The organism is Enterococcus sp. S22(2020) (assembly GCF_020295385.1).
Lineage (GTDB): Bacteria > Bacillota > Bacilli > Lactobacillales > Enterococcaceae > Enterococcus_L > Enterococcus_L dunnyi.
The window spans coordinates 37099-55273 of record NZ_JACFUD010000010.1 but is presented as its reverse complement, the minus strand read 5'-3'; the positions used below and the strand labels follow the sequence as shown (position 1 = coordinate 55273).

Sequence of the window (18175 nt, the reverse complement as noted above, 5' to 3'; positions counted from 1 at the left end):
ATTGCTGTATAAAGGTTTACGGAATGTTTGTTTTTTGGATCAATAGATCTAACGGACGGGAAAACTGCAGCATTGAGTCTTTGGAATCTTCAACGATAATATTTTTTTGATAATTGATACGTTCACTGATCAGCGGAACAGACAATCCATACACATAACGTAACATGAAGACTTTTCTCCTACGATCAGTTACTTCAGGTTTATACGGGTGCATTATTGAGGAATAGCCTAGTATAAATAACTTATTTAACCGGAGAAAATCAGAACGATATTCTTCATAAGCGTTCAGCCCTTCATTTGACTGTATCCATTGATTTTCTTCATTAGTCAAATGATAGACAGTTGTTAACTTTGGCAGCATAGGAAGCCCCACACGTTCCCGTGCTGTTTTATATGCAGACAAAAAGATTCCCACATTCATTTTTGTTTCTTTCCAGTTGATCTTATCGATCGCAGGAATTTCATATTTTTCGACATCAAAAAGCCTCACCATTCATCACTTCCTTATGGTATAATAAGAAAGCTGTTGTGAGGCCTTTGGTCTTATAGTGGCTTTGAAGATAGGCTAGGGAAGCGTCCCTAGCCCTTTCTTTTTGTCTGAATTTGTTCATATTCCATTATCAAATTGCTAATACTCCTAATACTCGTAGTACGTCTTTTAGGTATATATTATTATTGATTTCAATATTCATGTTACTTCCTTTTCGAATCGTTCTAATATAATCATCAAAGTTAGTACTCAATATATCCGTAAAAGCTTCTGAGTTTCCCCTTAGCTTAAATCGGTCAATATAATACTTGTTGAACGCTTCTTTAGTTGGATAGATAGCAGTGTAGCTGTATCCACGAGCAATCAATTCATCTATCACTAACTCGTTAGTTGGACAAAGAAAGATCGTTTCTTGTTCAGTCTGTTTCTCTAAAAAATCAACATAATTTTTAGGAAAGTCCGGATTTCTTTTCCGAATATCATCTCTTCCTTTTAAAGCTTCATCATGCCAATTCTTTGCTATATCATCATAAATCCATTCGTATTTTAGTGTTTCTAAGTCAATTATGTTAGGATCGTCCTGAGCTAGTGTAGTTTTTCCCATACCAGAAAATGCAAATAGTAACATCAAAGTTTATTCACCTCTCTATTATTGTCTTTAGAACCCAAAGTCAGCATTCAATAATTCCACTTGTTCTTCAAATGGTGCCATGCTGCATAATTCAGGAAGATTGCTTCTTACCAAATGAACAGGTATATTCGGACTTACCGCATTACCACATCTACCCACTTGTACACTTTTAGGTACTACTTTGTTCTCATGGTCCCGATCGATCACATAATTCTCAGGAAAGCCCATAGCATTAAATAGCTCGCGAGGATCTAACATTCGGAGCGTGATATCTGTAATTTGATAATCAACACCTTTGATCGTTACTAATCCAAATCTATCTTTTGTCGGTATGGTGTGGATTGGTTCGTCCAATGATTGACCTACATCATTTCCATAGTATTTTGTTAAAAATGCTGACTGACTGTATCCAAAGGAAACATCATCACTATACTCTGACAAGAATTTTTTAACCTGCAAGCTATTGTCTATATTGCCATTTAGTTCGATTTCACAAAGAGAATGAACATTTCTTGCTGTAATAGTGTGCATCGGATCTTTAATATCACTCGCTACTGATCTTGTTTGACCGCCATAACTTTTAGAAATAAATGCTGTTACTAAACTATGGTGATCTACTTGTGTAATCGTATCCGTAGGATTTCTAGGATCAATACCGGCACCTTTGTAATTTCCACCGTAATGTTTAGAAAGAAAGGCTGTCATCAATGAGTGGTGGTTACTTTGAGAAGTAATTGTTCCCAGGGGATTATTGACTGTTGTCCCTGTGCTATTTCCATAGTCTTCTTTGATCCAAGCTGAAGCAAAAGCGAACTTATTGCCACCGCTTGTCACTGTTCCAATCGGCTGATCCATATTTAAAACTCTTTTTCCTTCAGGATCACCATAGCCCATTTGTATTAACGTAGGACTTATCAGTGCATGGTGTCCGCCTGTTGTGACTGTTTTCAATGGTTCATCAACCTTGCTGCCTTTATGCCCTGTTGTATTCACTAGAACCGTAGGGGTGACTAGACAATGTTCGGCTTTAGTTGTAATAGTGGTCAGTGGTTCATCAATTGGGTATTGTAAACCATCTTTTCCAAATCCAGTTTGACCGATCCTCACAATAAACGGATCAGGTTCATTAAGAACAAATTTGAATAACCCACGTGCAATCCTCTTCATTGTCGCTGGCGATAGTGGTTTTTTCCTGTTAAAAATCGATTTACCCTTTTTGGAAAAATCAATGATTTCGCTAGCAGCACGATATGGTTTTAAATAGCCTTTTTCTACTTCCTCACTATCTTTATGTCCATGAGTCGGTTGTGGCCATACAATTGGCCGTTTGTCACATCTTGCAATTAGAAACAATCTCTTCCTTGTAGTAGGTGCACCAAAATCACAAGCCTTTAAAATGTCATACTCAACGGTATATCCCAAAGCTTCTAAGTGTTTGATAAATTTCTTGAAGATCTGTCCCTTTTTTTCTTTAATTGGTGCAAATAGTTGTTTTTCATTCGGTGTGACTTCACCAGGTTCAGCGATTCGATTCTTTGTGGTCCATTTTCCTGTCTTTTTATTGTAGAAACGCACCAAATCCGTTGTCACTATTCGACCTGTTTTATCATCCCTTACTGCTTCCAATGGTCCCCACGTTTGGAACTCTTCAACGTTTTCTAACATGATCACTCTTGGTCTAACTTTAGAAGCCCACCTAAGCGCAACCCATGCTAGTCCTCTGATTTCTTTATTTACTGGCGTTCCACCTTTAGCCTTACTAAAATGTTTACAATCAGGAGAAAACCAAGCTAATGCTACTGGTCTACCGGCCGCAGCTTTAACTGGATCTACATCAAAAACATTCTCACAATAATGCTTCGTGTTAGGGTGATTCGCTGTATGCATAGCAATCGCATCTGGATCATGGTTGATAGCAATATCGACCGATCGGCCAATTGCCATTTCAATTCCTGTGGAAGCTCCGCCACCACCGGCAAAGTTATCTACTACAATCTCTCTTCTTTTCTTCATTTACTGGACATCCTTCTTTTTAAAATTCATAGCACTACTTTTCTTTTAAAAACTAATTTTGCTAATAACCAACTACCCTTAACCAGGAGACTTAGACATTTAAAACACATTTTTATCACAAAGAATAATAGTGAAAAAAACATGAACAACATAAAAATAAGTAAGCTCTCATCCATCATTTTTTATTCCTCCTTCTTTTACTGATCAAACCCTTTTTCTGATACATACCCCTCTATACTCCATATGCCAACTTTATGATCTTTAGCTTTCTGTTGGGCTTCCAACAAAGTGTTTAGCGTTGTCTTGTCTTCAGCTTTGTCAAAATACGCAACACGAGCCAATCCTTCCTGAACAAGCTTCAGTTGTAATAGTTCCCCATCAACATACACATAAGCTAATTCACGCCCGTACTTATCTGTTCGATTATTATTTTCATAACTAAGCTTGATTTCTTTCGCTTGCATAAGCAGCTCTTTTGTTCGGTTACTTGCTTCCGTTCCAAATGGTTGGACTGGTGTTCCGCTTTTTACGGTTTCAGGTGTATCGATAAGCAGATAGCGAACTTTCTTTTTATCACCATCAACAATAAATTCAGAAGTATCACCGTCTATTGATCGGCTTAAGGTTGCAGAAACATCTGATCTAGCATAGTCGGTATCATTCTTTAAAGTAGAATTTTTGTGTTGAAAAGATAAGCAAAGACTTGCGATAAGAACAACAAGTACATGTAGCTTTCTTATTGAGAAAAAACGTTTTTTAGTCATAGACTTCTCCTTTTAATTCGTATTGAACCCTCTTTCGTTTAGGCCATCGATAGACGGTTGAAAACTATTTTTTTCTTTCAAGTTCCTTGCAGCATCCATTATTGCTTGAGGATTGACTTCCCCTTTGAATGTTTCTTCAAAAGGGCAAGTCATCGTCAGAGATATCAATAGTAGAACCTTTTCCATCAAAATGTTTGTTATTACTGTTAAAGTTCGGCATCGAATTGTTTCCTTGTTGTTGCTGATTTGTATTGTTATTAGGTTCATGATTGGATTGCGCAGTATTATAGTCAGCATTATTTTTATTTCGTTCATCTACCATTGAACGTGACTCTAATAATTGGAAATTCTCACAAATGACTTCCGTTACATAAACACGTTGTCCTTGTTGATTCTCATAATTTCTAGTCTGAATACGACCCGTTACACCGATCAGAGTTCCTTTACGTGCGTATGTTGCTAAATTTTCAGCAGGCTTTCTCCAAATAACACAATTGATAAAGTCCGCTTCTCGGTTCCCACTTTGATTAGTAAAATTTCGGTTTACAGCAAGAGTGAACGTTGCTACAGCACTTCCACTATGCGTATAACGCAGATCAGGATCTTTAGTTAATCGTCCAACCAATACAACATTATTAATCATCTAAATCTCTCCTTTACTATCAGAGTAGCTCACGCTACTCCGATAATTTTTCCGTATTTATTTTCGAATTGTTGGACTTTAGGTTCAAAAAAGCTGTACAAGGATTCTTGTGACTCTCTACTGTCAAAATGTGCCAAGGTTTCTTTAGCTTCCATATAAACTTCAAATTCTCTCTCAGAAGGAACTAAGACTGTTTCAGCTTCAGCGAGTACACTTAGGAGTGCATCACGCTCTTCTATTGTAAGAGCGTGATTACTTTCTAGTTTCTTTTTGCCTGTCCAAAAACTTTGTAATTTGTTCATTCGTTGTTCCTCCTTATAATGGAATGATTTCTAATTCATTTTCAGTAAGTACATATTCAATATCAGTAAACAGGTTAATGATTGGAGCAACTGTCCATGTATCAGAATGCCACGAAGGTAAATCTGCAAATCCGCATTCCGTCAAAACAGATAACACCTTAGCAAGTTCTAAATGCTGTTGAGTTAATCGCTTTTTAATTTCTTTTACGGTATATTTATTAGTGAGAGTTGTTGAAACTACGAATGAAATTTCTTGTTGTTCAATAACATAATTAATACTTTCCAGTAGCTTCACATCTTTCTCACTATATTCAGGAAATGATTGAATCCAACCAATCAAGTAGAACGCAAACTCTGCTAACTCCTTTTGAATTTTTGAAGCTTCCTGTGTTGCTTTGTATAATTTTTTTAGCTCTCGTTTTCTTTCTTTGGTAAACATCTTTGTTCCTCCTCTTTCCTAATTCCTTATACTTATTATACCATTACTTACATGTAAGTACAACCATGTTATTGCTATTTTTTATTTTTTTGTTTATACTATTAACCATAAACAACTAAGGAGAATGATTATGAATATCAATTTATCCAATGATCAAGAACTCGAAGAATTCAAAACATTTTTAGAAGAAAATTTGCTAACAAAGAACGAAGCCATGTTAATTACCAATCAGACGGGCAGATCATTTAATCAATCTGTAGCTACTCGTCAACTACAACCTATTTTTGAATCAGACGGTAAAGGTCCAGCCAAAGTGAAGCTTTACTTACGTTCGCAAGTGGAAGAATACGCAAAAAATAAAAAGCAAATCAATAAAAAATAAGAACCCACTTTTGTGAGTTCTTATTTTTTATTTCTCCTATTATCCACTCCAACCTTTGTTAAATCGTTGGCCTTTTTTCTTGTTCATTTTTCGCCACCGCTTGAATTTCGTGCAATTGATTCATCTCTTTTACAGTCTGATCTAATTTACTTTCTAGTATCTGACGACTAGCAGAGATAGACGCTATTTCATCCTGAATATCTTCAAATGACATTTCTGTTAAAGTCGCATCCGTTATAATTTCCTTTAGTTTTCCTTGTATAATTTCGTGACTTCCATCTGTCTCATTGTCCAATAAAAGCTTTCCTAAATTGTTCAATTCGATCATCTTATTTTCTAGAATCGCTAATGTTTCATGCGCTTCATGAAAGGCATTTTCTAGCTTTTCCTCTAAGGCTTCTAGTTGTCTACCTTCCGTTACTTCATTCTCAGCAAGGAAATTTATTGCATCAACTAACTCGTCAATTGTTCGCATGACTGGTTCTTTCTTCAAAGGTGTTGATCCATTATACAGTCGCAACTGCTTTATCAACGTTTCTCCTGTCATATATCGATTACGCCCCGCTTTTCTATCATCCATAAAATAGAAAAAATCATTTCGCTTAACATAGATATTAAAATTCCCATCTTCTAATGCATCTACTTTGTATGCACCGATAAATAATTTCCCATGATTCTCATAGCCAAAATCCACATTAAGATAATATCCCTTCTCTGTTTTGTGAGAAACTTGCCACGGTTCTATTGTTAGCTGGTAATCAAAATCATTTGACTGCCGAGTTGTCTTTTCCTCATACCGAGCAACCACATCTTCCAATGAGAAATACTCTTCATTTTCCGATAATCGTTCAATTATTCGATCATAATTATATCTAGTAGGATCATTCTTCATTAAATTTCTGCCACGAGTATTTTTAAATTGTGGTTCATCTAATAGTCTGAAGGTTGCCCACTTTTTAGAAAAATCAACCGATAAATCAAGTGCTTCAGCTTTCAGCAAAAAATCGTCAATCGTTGAACTATGATCTAGAAGGAAATCCAATCTTGATTTTATTTTTTGTTTAAAAATAGATTCCGTTTGCCACATGGTGTATTTCTTGTGAGAATTTTTGGGCGACTTCTCAATAATTTTTGCCCCATATTTTGAAGCAATCTTATCGGATATTTTTTCAAATGCTTCTTTTTGCTTATCTTTATTTTGTCCATTTTTCAGTTTCACAATTTTCCATTCCATCGCTTTTCCCGTCATAATATTCGTTGAATTTAAAACAATGTGATTATGAATATGTGCTTTATCAACATGAGTTGCTATAACAAATTCATACTCACCACCAGTAAATTCAAGAACTGTTTGCCTACCAATCTCATGGATTTGTTCCGGCGTTAAGTTATCATCCGGAGAAAATGATTGTATTAGGTGGTGCGCCAATACAGCCTTCCCTCTTCCGTTTCCTGCTTCAATACTTTTTCTATCAAAAATCATTTTTTTTGTTTTAGGATCAAAAATTAGATTTGTCCCTTTGGCGATTTCTGCTCTCTCTTTCGTTGCTATAAATTCGTTAGCAGCATTGTTCACATCAATTATTCCATGCCCTGATACTAGTTGCTTGCTTAATGTCTTATCATCATTCATGACATAGGGAAATATATTATCTAAGTGGGACTCATCCGCTTCTTGCTTCTCAATAAGTGTTTTACTTGCATTCTCCACATATTCCTCAGCTTGGTTCAAATGTTTTACTGTATGGATCACAAAATGTTTTGTGTAAACCATTAGATTGTCCTTTCCTGTTGTAACTCTTCATCTAACTTTCTTGATACCAGGTGTTTCAAATCCTCAATTGTTTTTTGTAGGTTTTGAATATCGGCATTAGAAATTTCATCAAACTTATGCGCCAATTTTGTGATCTGATTAATATTATTTCCAATTCTGTTTACTTCTCTGTTCAGTTTTTCTAGTTCTGAATAGTCAATCATTCTTATTTCACCAGTGATCAGTAACACACGAGCGAAATTCTGAAAATTATTGAACGGGCTTTTCTCAATTTTACTTTCTATATAAGACCATTCTTGTTTGTTGAAACGAACCTTCTTTGGAATTGGACGTTTCAACTTGTACTCTTTCTTCATATATTTAAACCTCTCCTTACCAAAAAAAGCGCTTGACACTGTGAACCATCCCAAATTAGACTTGTTCTTTTGCGAGCATAGTAACATGGTCCCATGTTACGAAATTTTAAGAGGAACCCACCCGAAGTTCAGGTGGATTCCTCTTAAATGTTTGGGGGTTCCCCAATCCCCTTTTAGATACTTTGACCTTTATTAACCTTTATTTATCTTAGATAGTAGAATCAAAATTCATAAGGGCGAAGCAAATCATCAACAAATTGATTAAATGCATCTTTCCCTTTAATTTTTCGTAGTATTTTTACAGCTTCCTTATAAGGTGAAATATCAATATCCGTTTCCAATTCTTCATAATCATTGATCAATGTATCTAATTCTTTGATCAATGCTCCTTGTCTTTTTTCTCTTTTCTTTACATGGATACGAGGAGTTTCACTTGTTGGATCATCGAGAAATAATTGGACAAGAATATAATTCACTTCATCATTTGTTACTTCCATTTGTCATTGCTCCTTTACTCATTTCTTTGGTAGCCGTCCCAAACCGCTGGCTCACAGAGTCTTGGTGGGACGGTTTACTTTTGGGTCTGCTACCTCATATTCTTTCGCTGGCTTACGAGGTTCGACTGGCCCCTTTGTTCTTGCAATCGCTACTCTTTCTTCAAATTTATTTTTGGGTGCATCCATTGTATAAACTTTGTTTAATGATTGATCAATACGATCAATCAATTCTTTTGCTTGCGAAGTAATGACTTCCAATGAGTTGGACAACTCTTCTAACTTACGTCCCTGTTCTGTCCATGAAGCAAGGTATCCGAAGGAATAATCACTTGTATCAATTCCTAAGTGACTTGAAACAATGTAGGCAACTGATTCCGCTTCAAATTCTTGTTTGCTGTATACCTGATCCCCATATTGAGCTTCTGAGTTACTGTGAAGCATTGCATGAGTCATTTCATGTAGCAACACTTTCAAGGTCATAACTTCTCCTAATCCTTCTTGAATAACAATATCATTCGTGGACGGTCTATAATAACCTTCAGCAGAATCATCAAACGATTCAATTGTCACAGGTGCAGGAGAGATCTCAACGAGTGCTTTGTAGGTTTGAGTGAACACTTTGGGATCATCCATGTCTTCAGTTAAGTTATAAACCTGCTTTGGTAACTCCTGTTCACCGGAAGTTTGACTTACATCAAAAACAGGAGTAAGAAAATAACTAATTTCTTTTTCAATTTCTCCATTTTCATTTGTTACTTTGTTTCCATCTTTGTCAACTTTATCTTTAATACTTGGAGCGTAAACGTAAAGTGCCTTTGATCCTTTATTTACATATCTTCCCATTTTCTTCCATGATTTGAACCCAGCAACATGTGTTGCATTTGGGTTCTGATCTAAAATTAACCGAACATTCTTTGAAGAGTATTTATGAAACTTCGATACAAAATCTAAGAAATTTTTAAATGTATCACCATTCAAATATTCTTTGATCCCTTCTTCTAAATGTTTAGATAATTCTTTGTAATCTTTCTTTTTTATGATCTCTTCCACTGAAGGATTGGGGGTCTTTTTTTCCTGTACAAATGATTTTTCCAGCATAAGAAACTTCTCTCCTTTTCTTTTTCGTGCTGAATTTTATCTTCTTAATGAAGCTGACTTTTCAACCGATTGATCTTTTAGTTGGAACTGCTCCATTGTTTCTTTATTCTTTGTATTAGCTTGTGAAAGTCGTTCGTCAAATTTATTTTTTGTCTTACTTGTCTTCTTACTCTTTTCATAATTCTTATCAATACTATTGATTATTTCAGTGGCATTTTTAGAACTATCAGTCAATGATCGAGTAAAGTCTTCTAGCGAATACCCTTCTTCTTTTAACTGAGACAATGAAGCAAAAGTAAAACCGCTTGTATCTAAACCTACGTGGCTGGCAATCATATACGCTGCTGCTTCTTGCTCAAATACATTTAATGTATTCTCATTTTTTACCTTTTCATTTTCAGCGTTATACAAAGGCAATACTTCATTAAGCAGCGCTTGAATAGTTTCTTTTTTACCTAGTCCTTCATTTACAATTACTGTTCTATTTTTTGAATCATAGTGACTATTTAAATTACCAAGTGGCTGAAGCTCAACTTTGGTATCGGACATGTCCTCTATTGTTTTATAAACAGTCATAAACTGATCGTCTTTGGTTAAATCATATTGAGTTGGTGCTTTCAAATGACCAGCTGTTGTTTGGCTCACATCAAATACAGGTTTTAGTTGGAACTCAACTTCCGTTTCTGGTTGATTGTTTTCTTTGAACTTAACCCGACCTTCTTCATCACGAATTGGGACAAAGACAGGTTGATAGATTTGAATCGGTTTCGCATCTTCACGTAGTTCATATCCCAACTGGTTCCATTTATTTTCATTAGCCACTTGAGTAGCTTTTGGATCTTGTTCCATAATCAACTGAACATTTTTGGGCGAGTAGTTATGAAACTTACTAGCAGAATCTAGGTATGTTTTCACATTCTTTGGATCAAAATACTCTGCCATATTCGATTTTAATTGGCTATTGATCGCAGCTGTATCTTGTGAAGTAAGAGCTGATTTCAACGTATCATTCTGATTTTCTTTATTTTTGACCACTTGATCAGCTACTGCAGCTCCAACAACCAGTGGCTCTATTTTAGATTCTTTTTCTTGACTCTTTTGCGTTGCTTCTTCCATTTTCATAAGCCTTTCGTTCACGTCATTCAGTTGTTGATCAACTTGCTTAAAGGAATCTAGAGAGCCTTCTTTACGTAGAAAATCGGGTTCTTGTACGATTTGATTTCGTTCTGCTTCTAGTCGTTCTTTTTCTTTTACGAGATTACTTAATTCGTTTAATGTCTCCCCTTTAGCTTCTTGGTCCTGTTGATTTATCATTGAAGGAGTGACTGCTTCAATTCGTTGTTCTACATTTTTTATAGCACGCTGATTCTCTTCAAGAGTTCGTTGTAGCGTATCGATTTTAGCCAACGGATTGTCTTGAATTTCTTTTTGTATTTGAGCTAACAGTGATTCTTTAGCAGCATTTAATGCAATATATTCTTGTACCTCTTTAATCAGCACAGAAGATTGCTGTTGCGGTTCATTCTCTATTTGTTCAGGAACAATCTCTGTTTCTTCAGAACCCAATTCAACTTTCCCTTCAGCTGTTTCCAGTGCAAACTTTCGATCAATCGTTTCAACAAATCCTCGGATCTTGCTATTAAGAGCGAGAATCGGTTTGTTAAAACTATTTTTAACGAACCGGCGAAGCTCACTCGCTTTTTCTTTAACATTTGTAATTGCAAGCTGCTTTGTTTCAGCTAAAGCATCGCTTAGTGAACGTTTCACATCATCATTAGCAGACTCCACAGTTTCAATTAATCCATTTTTCAGTTGTGCTGCCTCAACTTTTGTAGGTTCTTTTAGCAAATCATAAGACGTTTGAAAATTTGCTACTAATTGTTCTACTTTTACAAAATGATCATTCAAAATTTGTTGAATTTGTTCTTCAGTAAGATAATGTTTTGGATTGTCTTTTGCTTCCATCGTGTCCACCGAATCTTCTAAAACATCTATCAACCCTTGTAAATAATTGTTTGAAACGACAATTGTTTTAGTATTGTCCGATACCACTTTCTTCAATTTTCCTTCCTCCTTCTTATCAGCAATATCTACTGATTCTGATTTTTCTTTTTCAATGACGACTTCTTCGGTTCGCTCTTTTTTCGTAATCATATTCTCTAATAATTGAACCTCATAACCATTTGAAACATACTCTTCTAAGCGAACTTCTTGTTCTTTTGAATATTCAACTCCTTCTAAACAAAGTACTGTCTTTGACTCAGGAACAATTTGGATAAGCTCGTTTAGAACGTGAGACCAAAATTCCGGATTAGTTCGGGTCATTGATTGGTCAGTCATAAAAGCTTCGACAATTCCATGATCAATATCACGTATATTTCCGCCACCTTCTGAAAAACCACTCCACAACGACCCATCTTCAAAAATGTATATAGCTTTATTTAAATCTTCTGTCAGTTCCAAGCCCTCATCCTCGAAGTCTGAAAAATCAAAAGCAGATAATGAATTTGTTTGTTCAACAAAATCATTATCTGCTTTTTCAGAAGTAACATCGTAAGAATTTACATGCACATGTTCCTTATTTAGTCGTTTATCCATTAGTTGTTTCTCTCCTCTTTTTCCCATTTGTTTAGCCTTTTGATCTTTAACATGATCATTCCAATCTGTTTTCTTTTTACCAGGCAGCAGTTCCGGAATACCACTTTTCACTGGTATAAAATCCACATCAAATGTGTCAACGAAATTTTGTCCTGGTTTGAATCCTAACTTGGGGTTAAATTCATCATTATCTACAGCTAACACGATTTGAATAATATCTATTGGTTGATACAAGTTGTTCATTACATCCAACATTGTACTTTTCTTGTTTTCATCAACTTTTAGCCCTAATTCATTCACAACATAAGTTGAGATCGTCCCTTTTCTAAGGCCATTCATTGATAGTAAAATAGCATCACCAATAGAACTTTTATGCAGCTCGTAATAGCTCATAAGATCAATAGGAGATTCAAACGCAATAATCTTAATTGGCTTCTCACTTGTTGCTTCTCTTACACTAGGAGGATTTCCAATTCGAACATTCATACCGTAAAATCCATCACCAAATGTTTTCTTCAGCCTTCCTCTACTTCCATGCATTTCTTTGTTTTCCCAAATCCCTTGTAAAGAAACCCCTCTGATATTTCCTTCTAAATCTGTATGTTTGAATACAATGACAGGTTCAGTTTTTCCGGACTCTTTATCTTTCCAGGTACTTTGTGCAAGAATTCCTTTAGAAATAAAAAAATCAACGGTATCTTTAGAAAGTTTTCTTTCTCCTATCAGATAATCCATTGTTGCACTCATTTTTGTGTGTTCTTTCATAAAATACTTAAACGGTTCTTTTTTCTCGATTTCTACTTCTTCAAATGTTCCAACATCCACATTATTCAAGTATTTTACTGCTTCACCATAGTTGCATCCTTTAATAATCTGAACTAATTGAATCGCTCCTCCGCCTTTTTGCCGAGAGTTCCAATAGAATAAGTTTTTTCTAGTATTAAATACAAAACTATCGTGTTCAGACCAAGTATAATTTCTACCGGATTTAACTAGATCCATTCCTAAGCTTTGCGCAACATCAACTACATTTTTACTTTCTGCTACTTTTAACGCCTTTTCGCGCTCTTCATGCGTTCTTGCCACATTAAATCCCCCCTTCTAAATAAAAGTAGAACGATCAAGACGTGACCGTTCTACTTTTAAGTTATGCAGCATCATCCATAATCGTGCCGTGGTCCACGATATCTTCTTTTCTTACTTTATCCAGTAATTCTTCTTCTTCGTTACGATAACGCTTGTATGTGTACCAGTTTTTGTCACCTGGATCATTGGCAAGCTCCGAAGCATTTACATGATCACTCACAGTATATTTTTTGTCCTTAAAAACATATTGTCCAGCAATATATAATAATGCGTCTGCTCCTTTTAATCGCCCAATTTCATCTGGTGTTAGCAAGTCACGGCCAATTGTATCTCGATTTTCAGAACCGCCTCCTTGTCTTCCCTTAGAAATACTATGTTTTCTAACAGAAATTGTTTGCTTTCCTGCTCGTTTAGACAGGTATTCAGTTGTTTCTTTTTCATCTCCTCCTAAAAAGAGGAATGTATCGCAACTATTGATTAATGTTGCCCAACCGTATTTATACATTGTTTTTAGTTGGTCTAAAGCTTGTAAAATTATCACGATCGACATCTCTCTGCTTCTAAATGTAGCTAACGCTTTGTCTATATTTGGGATACGACCAATGTTCGCAAATTCATCAATGATAAATCGGACATGCAATAATCGTTTTAGCCCACTTAATACACGTGCACCCGTTAATAATTGGTCCGCTTTATTTCTTAAAACTTCCATTGCGGTCGCTAGAAAAATAGCTGACAAGAAATTGTACGTATCAGACGTTTCAGGAATAGCAATAAACACTACTGTTTTTTCCTCATTCCATGATTCAATATCCATTGTGTCAGTACGAACCATATCAACAACTTGTTCATGATCAAAAATTGAATAACGGCCAGCTGCTATTGCAAGAACACTCATACGAGTTTCTGATTTATAAAGATCATTGAACAAAGACCATTGTTTATAAGCATAATTATTCGGGTGTCGTTCATTCTGCTCTTCAAACCATTCTTCCACAGGACTTGGAACTTTAGGGTCTTTACGCTCCGTAAAGCGCAGCATATCTGCGATCATGCCCAAATGCGGAAGATAGTCATTATCCTTTCCGTCAAACCACAAGTAAGCAATAAACGATCGAATCAATAGTGCTTCTGCTTGTCTCCAAAAATCATCCCCTCCTTGTTGATCATTTTTCTTTGTTCCTTCAGTAATTGCCTCTAGTACACGGTCAATGTCTAATTCTGTGTTAATATACTGAAAAACGTTGAAACTATCACTATTGGCAAGTGTTGCTAAATCAAATATTTTAATCTTATAATTGTTCTTCTTAAACATGCCACCTGTTTCATGGACTAGTAACTTTTTAGGATCGGTAACAATATACGAAGCATTCATTTGCATCAAATTAGGTTTGACAAACGTGAAGGTTTTACCAGTTCCAGGACCACCTACGACCACACCATTTTTATTTTTTTGATATTCGTAAGCAAGTCTTCTATTGAAAAGGCCCATTCGTGCACTCCTCGTGTAAATTAGATTATTTTCAGGAATTTCATCTGCAAATCTGCTAATCTCTTCCTTAGTCGCAAATCTAGCAGAACCGTGTTCTTCACCAGTACGATAAACTCCTCGATCGTTATCATACACATACATTAGCAGTCCCGTTAAAAAACCTAGAGTTCCAATACCTAGTGCTAAAAGGCTTGGCGTAATAAAAAATGAAAAAAAAGAACTCTCTACATACGGTAGGAGTTCTTTGGTTAGTAAAAAATTTACTTTTGAAAAATAGTCATACCCTGGTAGAAGCCAAAAGAAATTTCCTATTGCAAAACCTACTACAAACAAAATACCTGCAAGAATCAGATAGGGTTTCAATTCTTTTTTATAGGTTTGCACTACACACCACGTCCTTTCGTTTCTTGTTTTGTGGGTTGTACAGAGCCTTTATAGACTGTTTGAGATTTAGCATAAGCAATTTTTTCTTCAAACGTCATTGAACCTGGTTTCTTTAATATAATTTTTGGATCTTTTTTTATATCCGTTATCACACGTTCTAAGGCTTTTTTAGCTAACTCCTTATCTTTTACTCTAAAGTATAGGTTGGTGCCTTCTGAGGTCTCCTTAAAGGCAAAGGGAAGGCCTTGTTCTTCTAAGTGTTCCTTCAGTTTTGTTAGGTTTACTTTTTCCTTCAAAAAAGCTGAAGTTAACGGATCACTTCGATTCATTAGTTTATATAAATCTGTTTCTCCCTTCATTGGAAATCGGCTGTCTTTTATTTTTACTAATCCGTCCATCGATAGGTGTGACAATGCTCTAAGTGTCTTATCTAAGGTATTTGTTCCCATTAAATAATAACGGTGGACAATTTCTCGTTGTTCCATATGCTATCCCTCTACTTTTCGCTAGCATTCCATTAGTTCAATTGACTCTTTAATTGTTTGACACCAAAAGGTATTATTTCCTTTCTCATCAACATCCACGGTTGTGTATGTTGGTTTCAAAGTCTTTTCATTTTCATCAAATGCAATACAAAAAATATTTTTCTTTTCTTGATCTCTAATGTAATAACATCCATCTATTGGATATTCATATACATGAAAATCAATCGGCATAAATCCTTCATGCCTTAACATAGTACTAATTTGTAGCAAATGTTCTTTTTCTAAGCAATCAGGAAGATCACTCCTAATCATCACTTTTGCTAGGCACGTTCCTTCAATCACTTTCCAGTCTCCATTATATGACTTCATACCCCCACCTCCTTTCTATAATCAACCAACTACTTTTTTATGTTTTAGAAAATCAATTGGTTGATTGGCCTCTTTTTGCTGCTCCACTTGTTCAATCACTTTTTCATGTGTGGCGTTAAAAGCTGCCAATACCTGGGCAAAGTTTTTTTCTAACCCTTCATTCATCTCTTTTTGTTTAAACTTCAACTCATCCATTTTCCCTTGTAATATGCGGGACAGTTGTTCTGTTTGAGTCTCATACTCAGCAGAAATTTCAGTAGCAAGCTGTTTACTATACTGCGTTTCTATTTCGGCTTCAGTTGTTGTCTTCTTTTCAGCGAACGATCGCTCAATTGCAGCTAAAGCAACTTCATGTCTTTGACGTTCTTCAGCAAGTTGATCTTTACGCTCGTTTTCCAATGTCGAAAATTGGTGTTCCTTTGCTCGCTGCTTCTCTTCTTCTATTTTCTTAGTGACTTCAGACTCAATCAAATGCCGCTTATCTAAGACCTGAATTTCTTGATTGATTTTCTTTTTTTCTTCTGTCGTAAATTTTGAAAGTCGAGAAGTAAATTCTTTCGTTACTAGATCTAATACACCACTAACATCGGCAGTTGTTTCAGATTCGGGTGAAATTGTTTCCTTTTTTTCAACTTCTATTTGCTCACTTTTATCTAAAGAAAGACCAGAATACTTTTTAGGTGGAATTGAATTAGATTGCTTATCTTGTTCAATTGTTTCCTGCTCATTACCAGCAGACGAACTAATAGTATTAATTGTCTGCTGGTTTGTAGCATTGTCTTCCTTCAACTGTTCAATTTCTTCCTGTTTCATTTCTAATTGATACATTAGTCTGTCTATAAGTTGCTGCTGCTCGGCCTGCTCTTCTTCCTTGACTGGCATAATTTGTTCACTAGATTCCATACTTTCAGAGTTAGTTTCTATTTCTAAGCGATCTTTCCCTTCGTCTGCTAAAGCTTGTAGTTCAGGAGGAAGAGCTGGGCTACTAGTTTCCTTAACCTTTTCTTGTTTATTTTCCTGAAGAATCACTTCTTCAAAAGGCATTTTTTTCTTAGTATAGAAAGGAGAAAGTAGCTGATCAAAATAAGGATTATCTTCATATAATGGTAAGTCCACTTTCAAAGCATATAGTAATTCCTTCCCTTTTTTCGATTCTTTGAATTTTTCAGCATAGATCCAGCCATTAGATTCTTCTTTTATCAAATGGTTATTGACTCCAATAACATAATTTATCAACCCTTCAGGGGAAGTGATCGTTTCTGATTCGATACTGTCAGAGACAATCACTTCAAATTGAAAATTACTTTTAAAGAAACTAAACATTATCATCACCACCTAATTCTTCTTGTTCTGATTCTTCATGCGGCAGCCCTTCTTCTAAAAAGTCTGAAGCTTCAGGCTTATTTGACAATAATGATTTTAAATCGGATAAGGTAAGATCATTTTCTACCAGTAAAGCTGATACTAATTCTGATTCAATCTGTTTTAATTCAGCTTCTTTTTTTGATACTGCTTTTTTTTGTTTCTCAAGTCGATCTTTTGCATTATTCAGTTCATCTTGAACTTTAATTTGTTTTTTTTCTAAATCTTCACTTTTACTCATGGTTTGACTCCTCCGTAGTAGATACTGTAGTTTCACTCGTACTTGTAGTTTGTGTTCCCTCTAAGGATCTCGTAGTTGTTTGAACATCACTTGGATTGATAGAAGCACTTTGCGTGCTGTTTAACTCCTCTGATCCAATTGTGACATTTGTGTTGTAAGAATTTTTATCAGTTGATAATAAATTAGTCAGGGTAACAGGTTCCATTTTATCTACCTTAAATTTCTTTCCTTGCTGAGTAAATGTAACTTGGACTGCTTCCTGATTTGACTGATTTTTTAAAGCCCCTTCATCACTTCCAATTTTTCTACGTTGTGTATTCTTGTACGTCACAACACAAATTGCTGTGTCATTTTCTTCGTTGATATAAATATCGGCAGAATCCAATACTTGATTAACCACATACCCTTTGTATGCTTGGTTGACGGGCTGATCTTCTTCCGTAGTTAGTTCATTGTACATAGAAGAAGTAACCAATGGTTCATATCTATTGCGGTTCTCTCCTAAGTCTTTTCTTGTATAGTAGGCAATGAGGAATTTTTGTACCGTATCTGTAGTCAATCCCTCTTTCTTTTCAACAACTTCTTGTTTTATCGGTTTTTGTTCCGCCTTTTGTTTACTTTTCCCGACACTCAAACCAACAAAGAAACAAATTAAAACAAGAAAAAGCAGGCCGAATGTCCAGCCCACTTTTTTCAATTTTTGTATTTTTGCTTGATTATACATGGATTTTCATTCCCCTTTTCTGTGATACACTTTCGATTTTAGGAT

The 18175-nt window shown here is 35.5% G+C and carries 20 protein-coding genes; 1 reads left to right on the top strand and 19 read right to left on the bottom strand.

Annotated elements, in window-relative coordinates; translation table 11 throughout:
* Positions 1-16: 16 nt before the first annotated feature.
* The 8 genes from H3T55_RS16395 to H3T55_RS16360 form a co-directional block, all read right to left on the bottom strand.
* Positions 17-493, bottom strand: coding sequence for a transcriptional regulator, ArpU family protein (locus H3T55_RS16395; protein ID WP_225535421.1), 477 nt, complete (start codon positions 491-493; stop codon positions 17-19).
* A gap of 127 nt (positions 494-620) precedes the next feature.
* Positions 621-1118 (bottom strand): hypothetical protein, encoded by a 498-nt coding sequence (locus tag H3T55_RS16390; RefSeq protein WP_225535420.1) that lies wholly within the window; start codon positions 1116-1118, stop codon positions 621-623.
* Between the two features lie 30 nt (positions 1119-1148).
* Positions 1149-3134: a DNA cytosine methyltransferase gene (locus H3T55_RS16385; protein WP_225535419.1), complete on the bottom strand. Its 1986-nt coding sequence runs from the start codon at positions 3132-3134 to the stop codon at positions 1149-1151.
* A gap of 197 nt (positions 3135-3331) precedes the next feature.
* Positions 3332-3898 carry a thermonuclease family protein gene (locus H3T55_RS16380; RefSeq protein ID WP_225535418.1) on the bottom strand — a complete coding sequence of 189 codons (567 nt, stop codon included), beginning with the start codon at positions 3896-3898 and terminating at the stop codon, positions 3332-3334.
* Between the two features lie 12 nt (positions 3899-3910).
* Complete coding sequence (locus H3T55_RS16375; protein WP_225550253.1) at positions 3911-4051, bottom strand: hypothetical protein; 141 nt, start codon at positions 4049-4051, stop codon at positions 3911-3913.
* Complete coding sequence (gene ssb, locus H3T55_RS16370) at positions 4035-4541, bottom strand: single-stranded DNA-binding protein (RefSeq protein ID WP_225535417.1); 507 nt, start codon at positions 4539-4541, stop codon at positions 4035-4037. The genes H3T55_RS16375 and ssb overlap by 17 nt, the downstream gene beginning before the upstream one ends.
* Positions 4542-4570: 29 nt before the next feature.
* Complete coding sequence (locus tag H3T55_RS16365; RefSeq protein WP_225535416.1) at positions 4571-4843, bottom strand: hypothetical protein; 273 nt, start codon at positions 4841-4843, stop codon at positions 4571-4573.
* 13 nt (positions 4844-4856) lie between these two features.
* On the bottom strand, positions 4857-5282 hold the full coding sequence (locus tag H3T55_RS16360) for a hypothetical protein (RefSeq protein ID WP_225535415.1): 426 nt from the start codon (positions 5280-5282) through the stop codon (positions 4857-4859).
* Between the two features lie 130 nt (positions 5283-5412).
* Here H3T55_RS16360 and H3T55_RS16355 point away from each other — a divergent pair, with 130 nt between their 5' ends.
* On the top strand, positions 5413-5664 hold the full coding sequence (locus tag H3T55_RS16355; RefSeq protein ID WP_225535414.1) for a hypothetical protein: 252 nt from the start codon (positions 5413-5415) through the stop codon (positions 5662-5664).
* A 58-nt stretch (positions 5665-5722) separates the two neighbouring features.
* On the opposite strand, the gene H3T55_RS16350 is transcribed toward H3T55_RS16355, so the two are convergent.
* From H3T55_RS16350 to H3T55_RS16300, 11 genes are all read right to left on the bottom strand, one after another.
* Positions 5723-7438: a relaxase/mobilization nuclease domain-containing protein gene (locus tag H3T55_RS16350; protein WP_225535413.1), complete on the bottom strand. Its 1716-nt coding sequence runs from the start codon at positions 7436-7438 to the stop codon at positions 5723-5725.
* Entirely contained in the window at positions 7438-7794 is a 357-nt protein-coding gene (locus H3T55_RS16345) for a plasmid mobilization protein (RefSeq protein ID WP_225535437.1), read from the bottom strand. Before H3T55_RS16345 ends, H3T55_RS16350 begins: the two co-directional genes overlap by 1 nt.
* 221 nt (positions 7795-8015) lie before the next feature.
* Positions 8016-8291: an LtrD gene (locus H3T55_RS16340; protein ID WP_225535412.1), complete on the bottom strand. Its 276-nt coding sequence runs from the start codon at positions 8289-8291 to the stop codon at positions 8016-8018.
* Positions 8292-8342: 51 nt separating this feature from the next.
* A complete protein-coding gene (locus H3T55_RS16335) occupies positions 8343-9389 on the bottom strand; it encodes an ArdC family protein (RefSeq protein ID WP_225535411.1) in 1047 nt (348 codons plus the stop codon).
* 36 nt (positions 9390-9425) lie between these two features.
* Positions 9426-13073: a DUF3991 domain-containing protein gene (locus H3T55_RS16330; protein WP_225535410.1), complete on the bottom strand. Its 3648-nt coding sequence runs from the start codon at positions 13071-13073 to the stop codon at positions 9426-9428.
* A 61-nt stretch (positions 13074-13134) separates the two neighbouring features.
* The gene (locus H3T55_RS16325) at positions 13135-14949 is read right to left on the bottom strand and encodes a VirD4-like conjugal transfer protein, CD1115 family (protein WP_225535409.1); all 1815 of its coding nucleotides are present in this window, start codon (positions 14947-14949) and stop codon (positions 13135-13137) included.
* Positions 14949-15434, bottom strand: a complete 486-nt coding sequence (locus H3T55_RS16320) for a DUF3801 domain-containing protein (RefSeq protein ID WP_225535408.1) — start codon at positions 15432-15434, stop codon at positions 14949-14951. The genes H3T55_RS16325 and H3T55_RS16320 overlap by 1 nt, the downstream gene beginning before the upstream one ends.
* A gap of 21 nt (positions 15435-15455) precedes the next feature.
* Positions 15456-15803 carry a hypothetical protein gene (locus H3T55_RS16315; protein WP_225535407.1) on the bottom strand — a complete coding sequence of 116 codons (348 nt, stop codon included), beginning with the start codon at positions 15801-15803 and terminating at the stop codon, positions 15456-15458.
* Positions 15804-15824: 21 nt separating this feature from the next.
* The gene (locus H3T55_RS16310) at positions 15825-17126 is read right to left on the bottom strand and encodes a hypothetical protein (RefSeq protein ID WP_225535406.1); all 1302 of its coding nucleotides are present in this window, start codon (positions 17124-17126) and stop codon (positions 15825-15827) included.
* The gene (locus H3T55_RS16305; protein WP_225535405.1) at positions 17119-17406 is read right to left on the bottom strand and encodes a type III secretion system protein PrgM; all 288 of its coding nucleotides are present in this window, start codon (positions 17404-17406) and stop codon (positions 17119-17121) included. Before H3T55_RS16305 ends, H3T55_RS16310 begins: the two co-directional genes overlap by 8 nt.
* On the bottom strand, positions 17399-18130 hold the full coding sequence (locus H3T55_RS16300; protein WP_225535404.1) for a hypothetical protein: 732 nt from the start codon (positions 18128-18130) through the stop codon (positions 17399-17401). Before H3T55_RS16300 ends, H3T55_RS16305 begins: the two co-directional genes overlap by 8 nt.
* Positions 18131-18175 lie beyond the last annotated feature (45 nt).

Coding starts and splice junctions, on each gene's coding strand:
- H3T55_RS16395 (WP_225535421.1), bottom strand. CDS start 493: ATGGTGAGGCTTTTTGATGTCGAAAAATATGAAATTCCTGCGATCGAT.
- H3T55_RS16375 (WP_225550253.1), bottom strand. CDS start 4,051: ATGACTTGCCCTTTTGAAGAAACATTCAAAGGGGAAGTCAATCCTCAA.
- ssb (WP_225535417.1), bottom strand. CDS start 4,541: ATGATTAATAATGTTGTATTGGTTGGACGATTAACTAAAGATCCTGAT.
- H3T55_RS16385 (WP_225535419.1), bottom strand. CDS start 3,134: ATGAAGAAAAGAAGAGAGATTGTAGTAGATAACTTTGCCGGTGGTGGC.
- H3T55_RS16345 (WP_225535437.1), bottom strand. CDS start 7,794: ATGAAGAAAGAGTACAAGTTGAAACGTCCAATTCCAAAGAAGGTTCGT.
- H3T55_RS16315 (WP_225535407.1), bottom strand. CDS start 15,803: ATGAAGTCATATAATGGAGACTGGAAAGTGATTGAAGGAACGTGCCTA.
- H3T55_RS16390 (WP_225535420.1), bottom strand. CDS start 1,118: ATGTTACTATTTGCATTTTCTGGTATGGGAAAAACTACACTAGCTCAG.
- H3T55_RS16305 (WP_225535405.1), bottom strand. CDS start 17,406: ATGAGTAAAAGTGAAGATTTAGAAAAAAAACAAATTAAAGTTCAAGAT.
- H3T55_RS16355 (WP_225535414.1), top strand. CDS start 5,413: ATGAATATCAATTTATCCAATGATCAAGAACTCGAAGAATTCAAAACA.
- H3T55_RS16380 (WP_225535418.1), bottom strand. CDS start 3,898: ATGACTAAAAAACGTTTTTTCTCAATAAGAAAGCTACATGTACTTGTT.
- H3T55_RS16360 (WP_225535415.1), bottom strand. CDS start 5,282: ATGTTTACCAAAGAAAGAAAACGAGAGCTAAAAAAATTATACAAAGCA.
- H3T55_RS16365 (WP_225535416.1), bottom strand. CDS start 4,843: ATGAACAAATTACAAAGTTTTTGGACAGGCAAAAAGAAACTAGAAAGT.
- H3T55_RS16350 (WP_225535413.1), bottom strand. CDS start 7,438: ATGGTTTACACAAAACATTTTGTGATCCATACAGTAAAACATTTGAAC.
- H3T55_RS16300 (WP_225535404.1), bottom strand. CDS start 18,130: ATGTATAATCAAGCAAAAATACAAAAATTGAAAAAAGTGGGCTGGACA.
- H3T55_RS16335 (WP_225535411.1), bottom strand. CDS start 9,389: ATGCTGGAAAAATCATTTGTACAGGAAAAAAAGACCCCCAATCCTTCA.
- H3T55_RS16310 (WP_225535406.1), bottom strand. CDS start 17,126: ATGTTTAGTTTCTTTAAAAGTAATTTTCAATTTGAAGTGATTGTCTCT.
- H3T55_RS16320 (WP_225535408.1), bottom strand. CDS start 15,434: ATGGAACAACGAGAAATTGTCCACCGTTATTATTTAATGGGAACAAAT.
- H3T55_RS16340 (WP_225535412.1), bottom strand. CDS start 8,291: ATGGAAGTAACAAATGATGAAGTGAATTATATTCTTGTCCAATTATTT.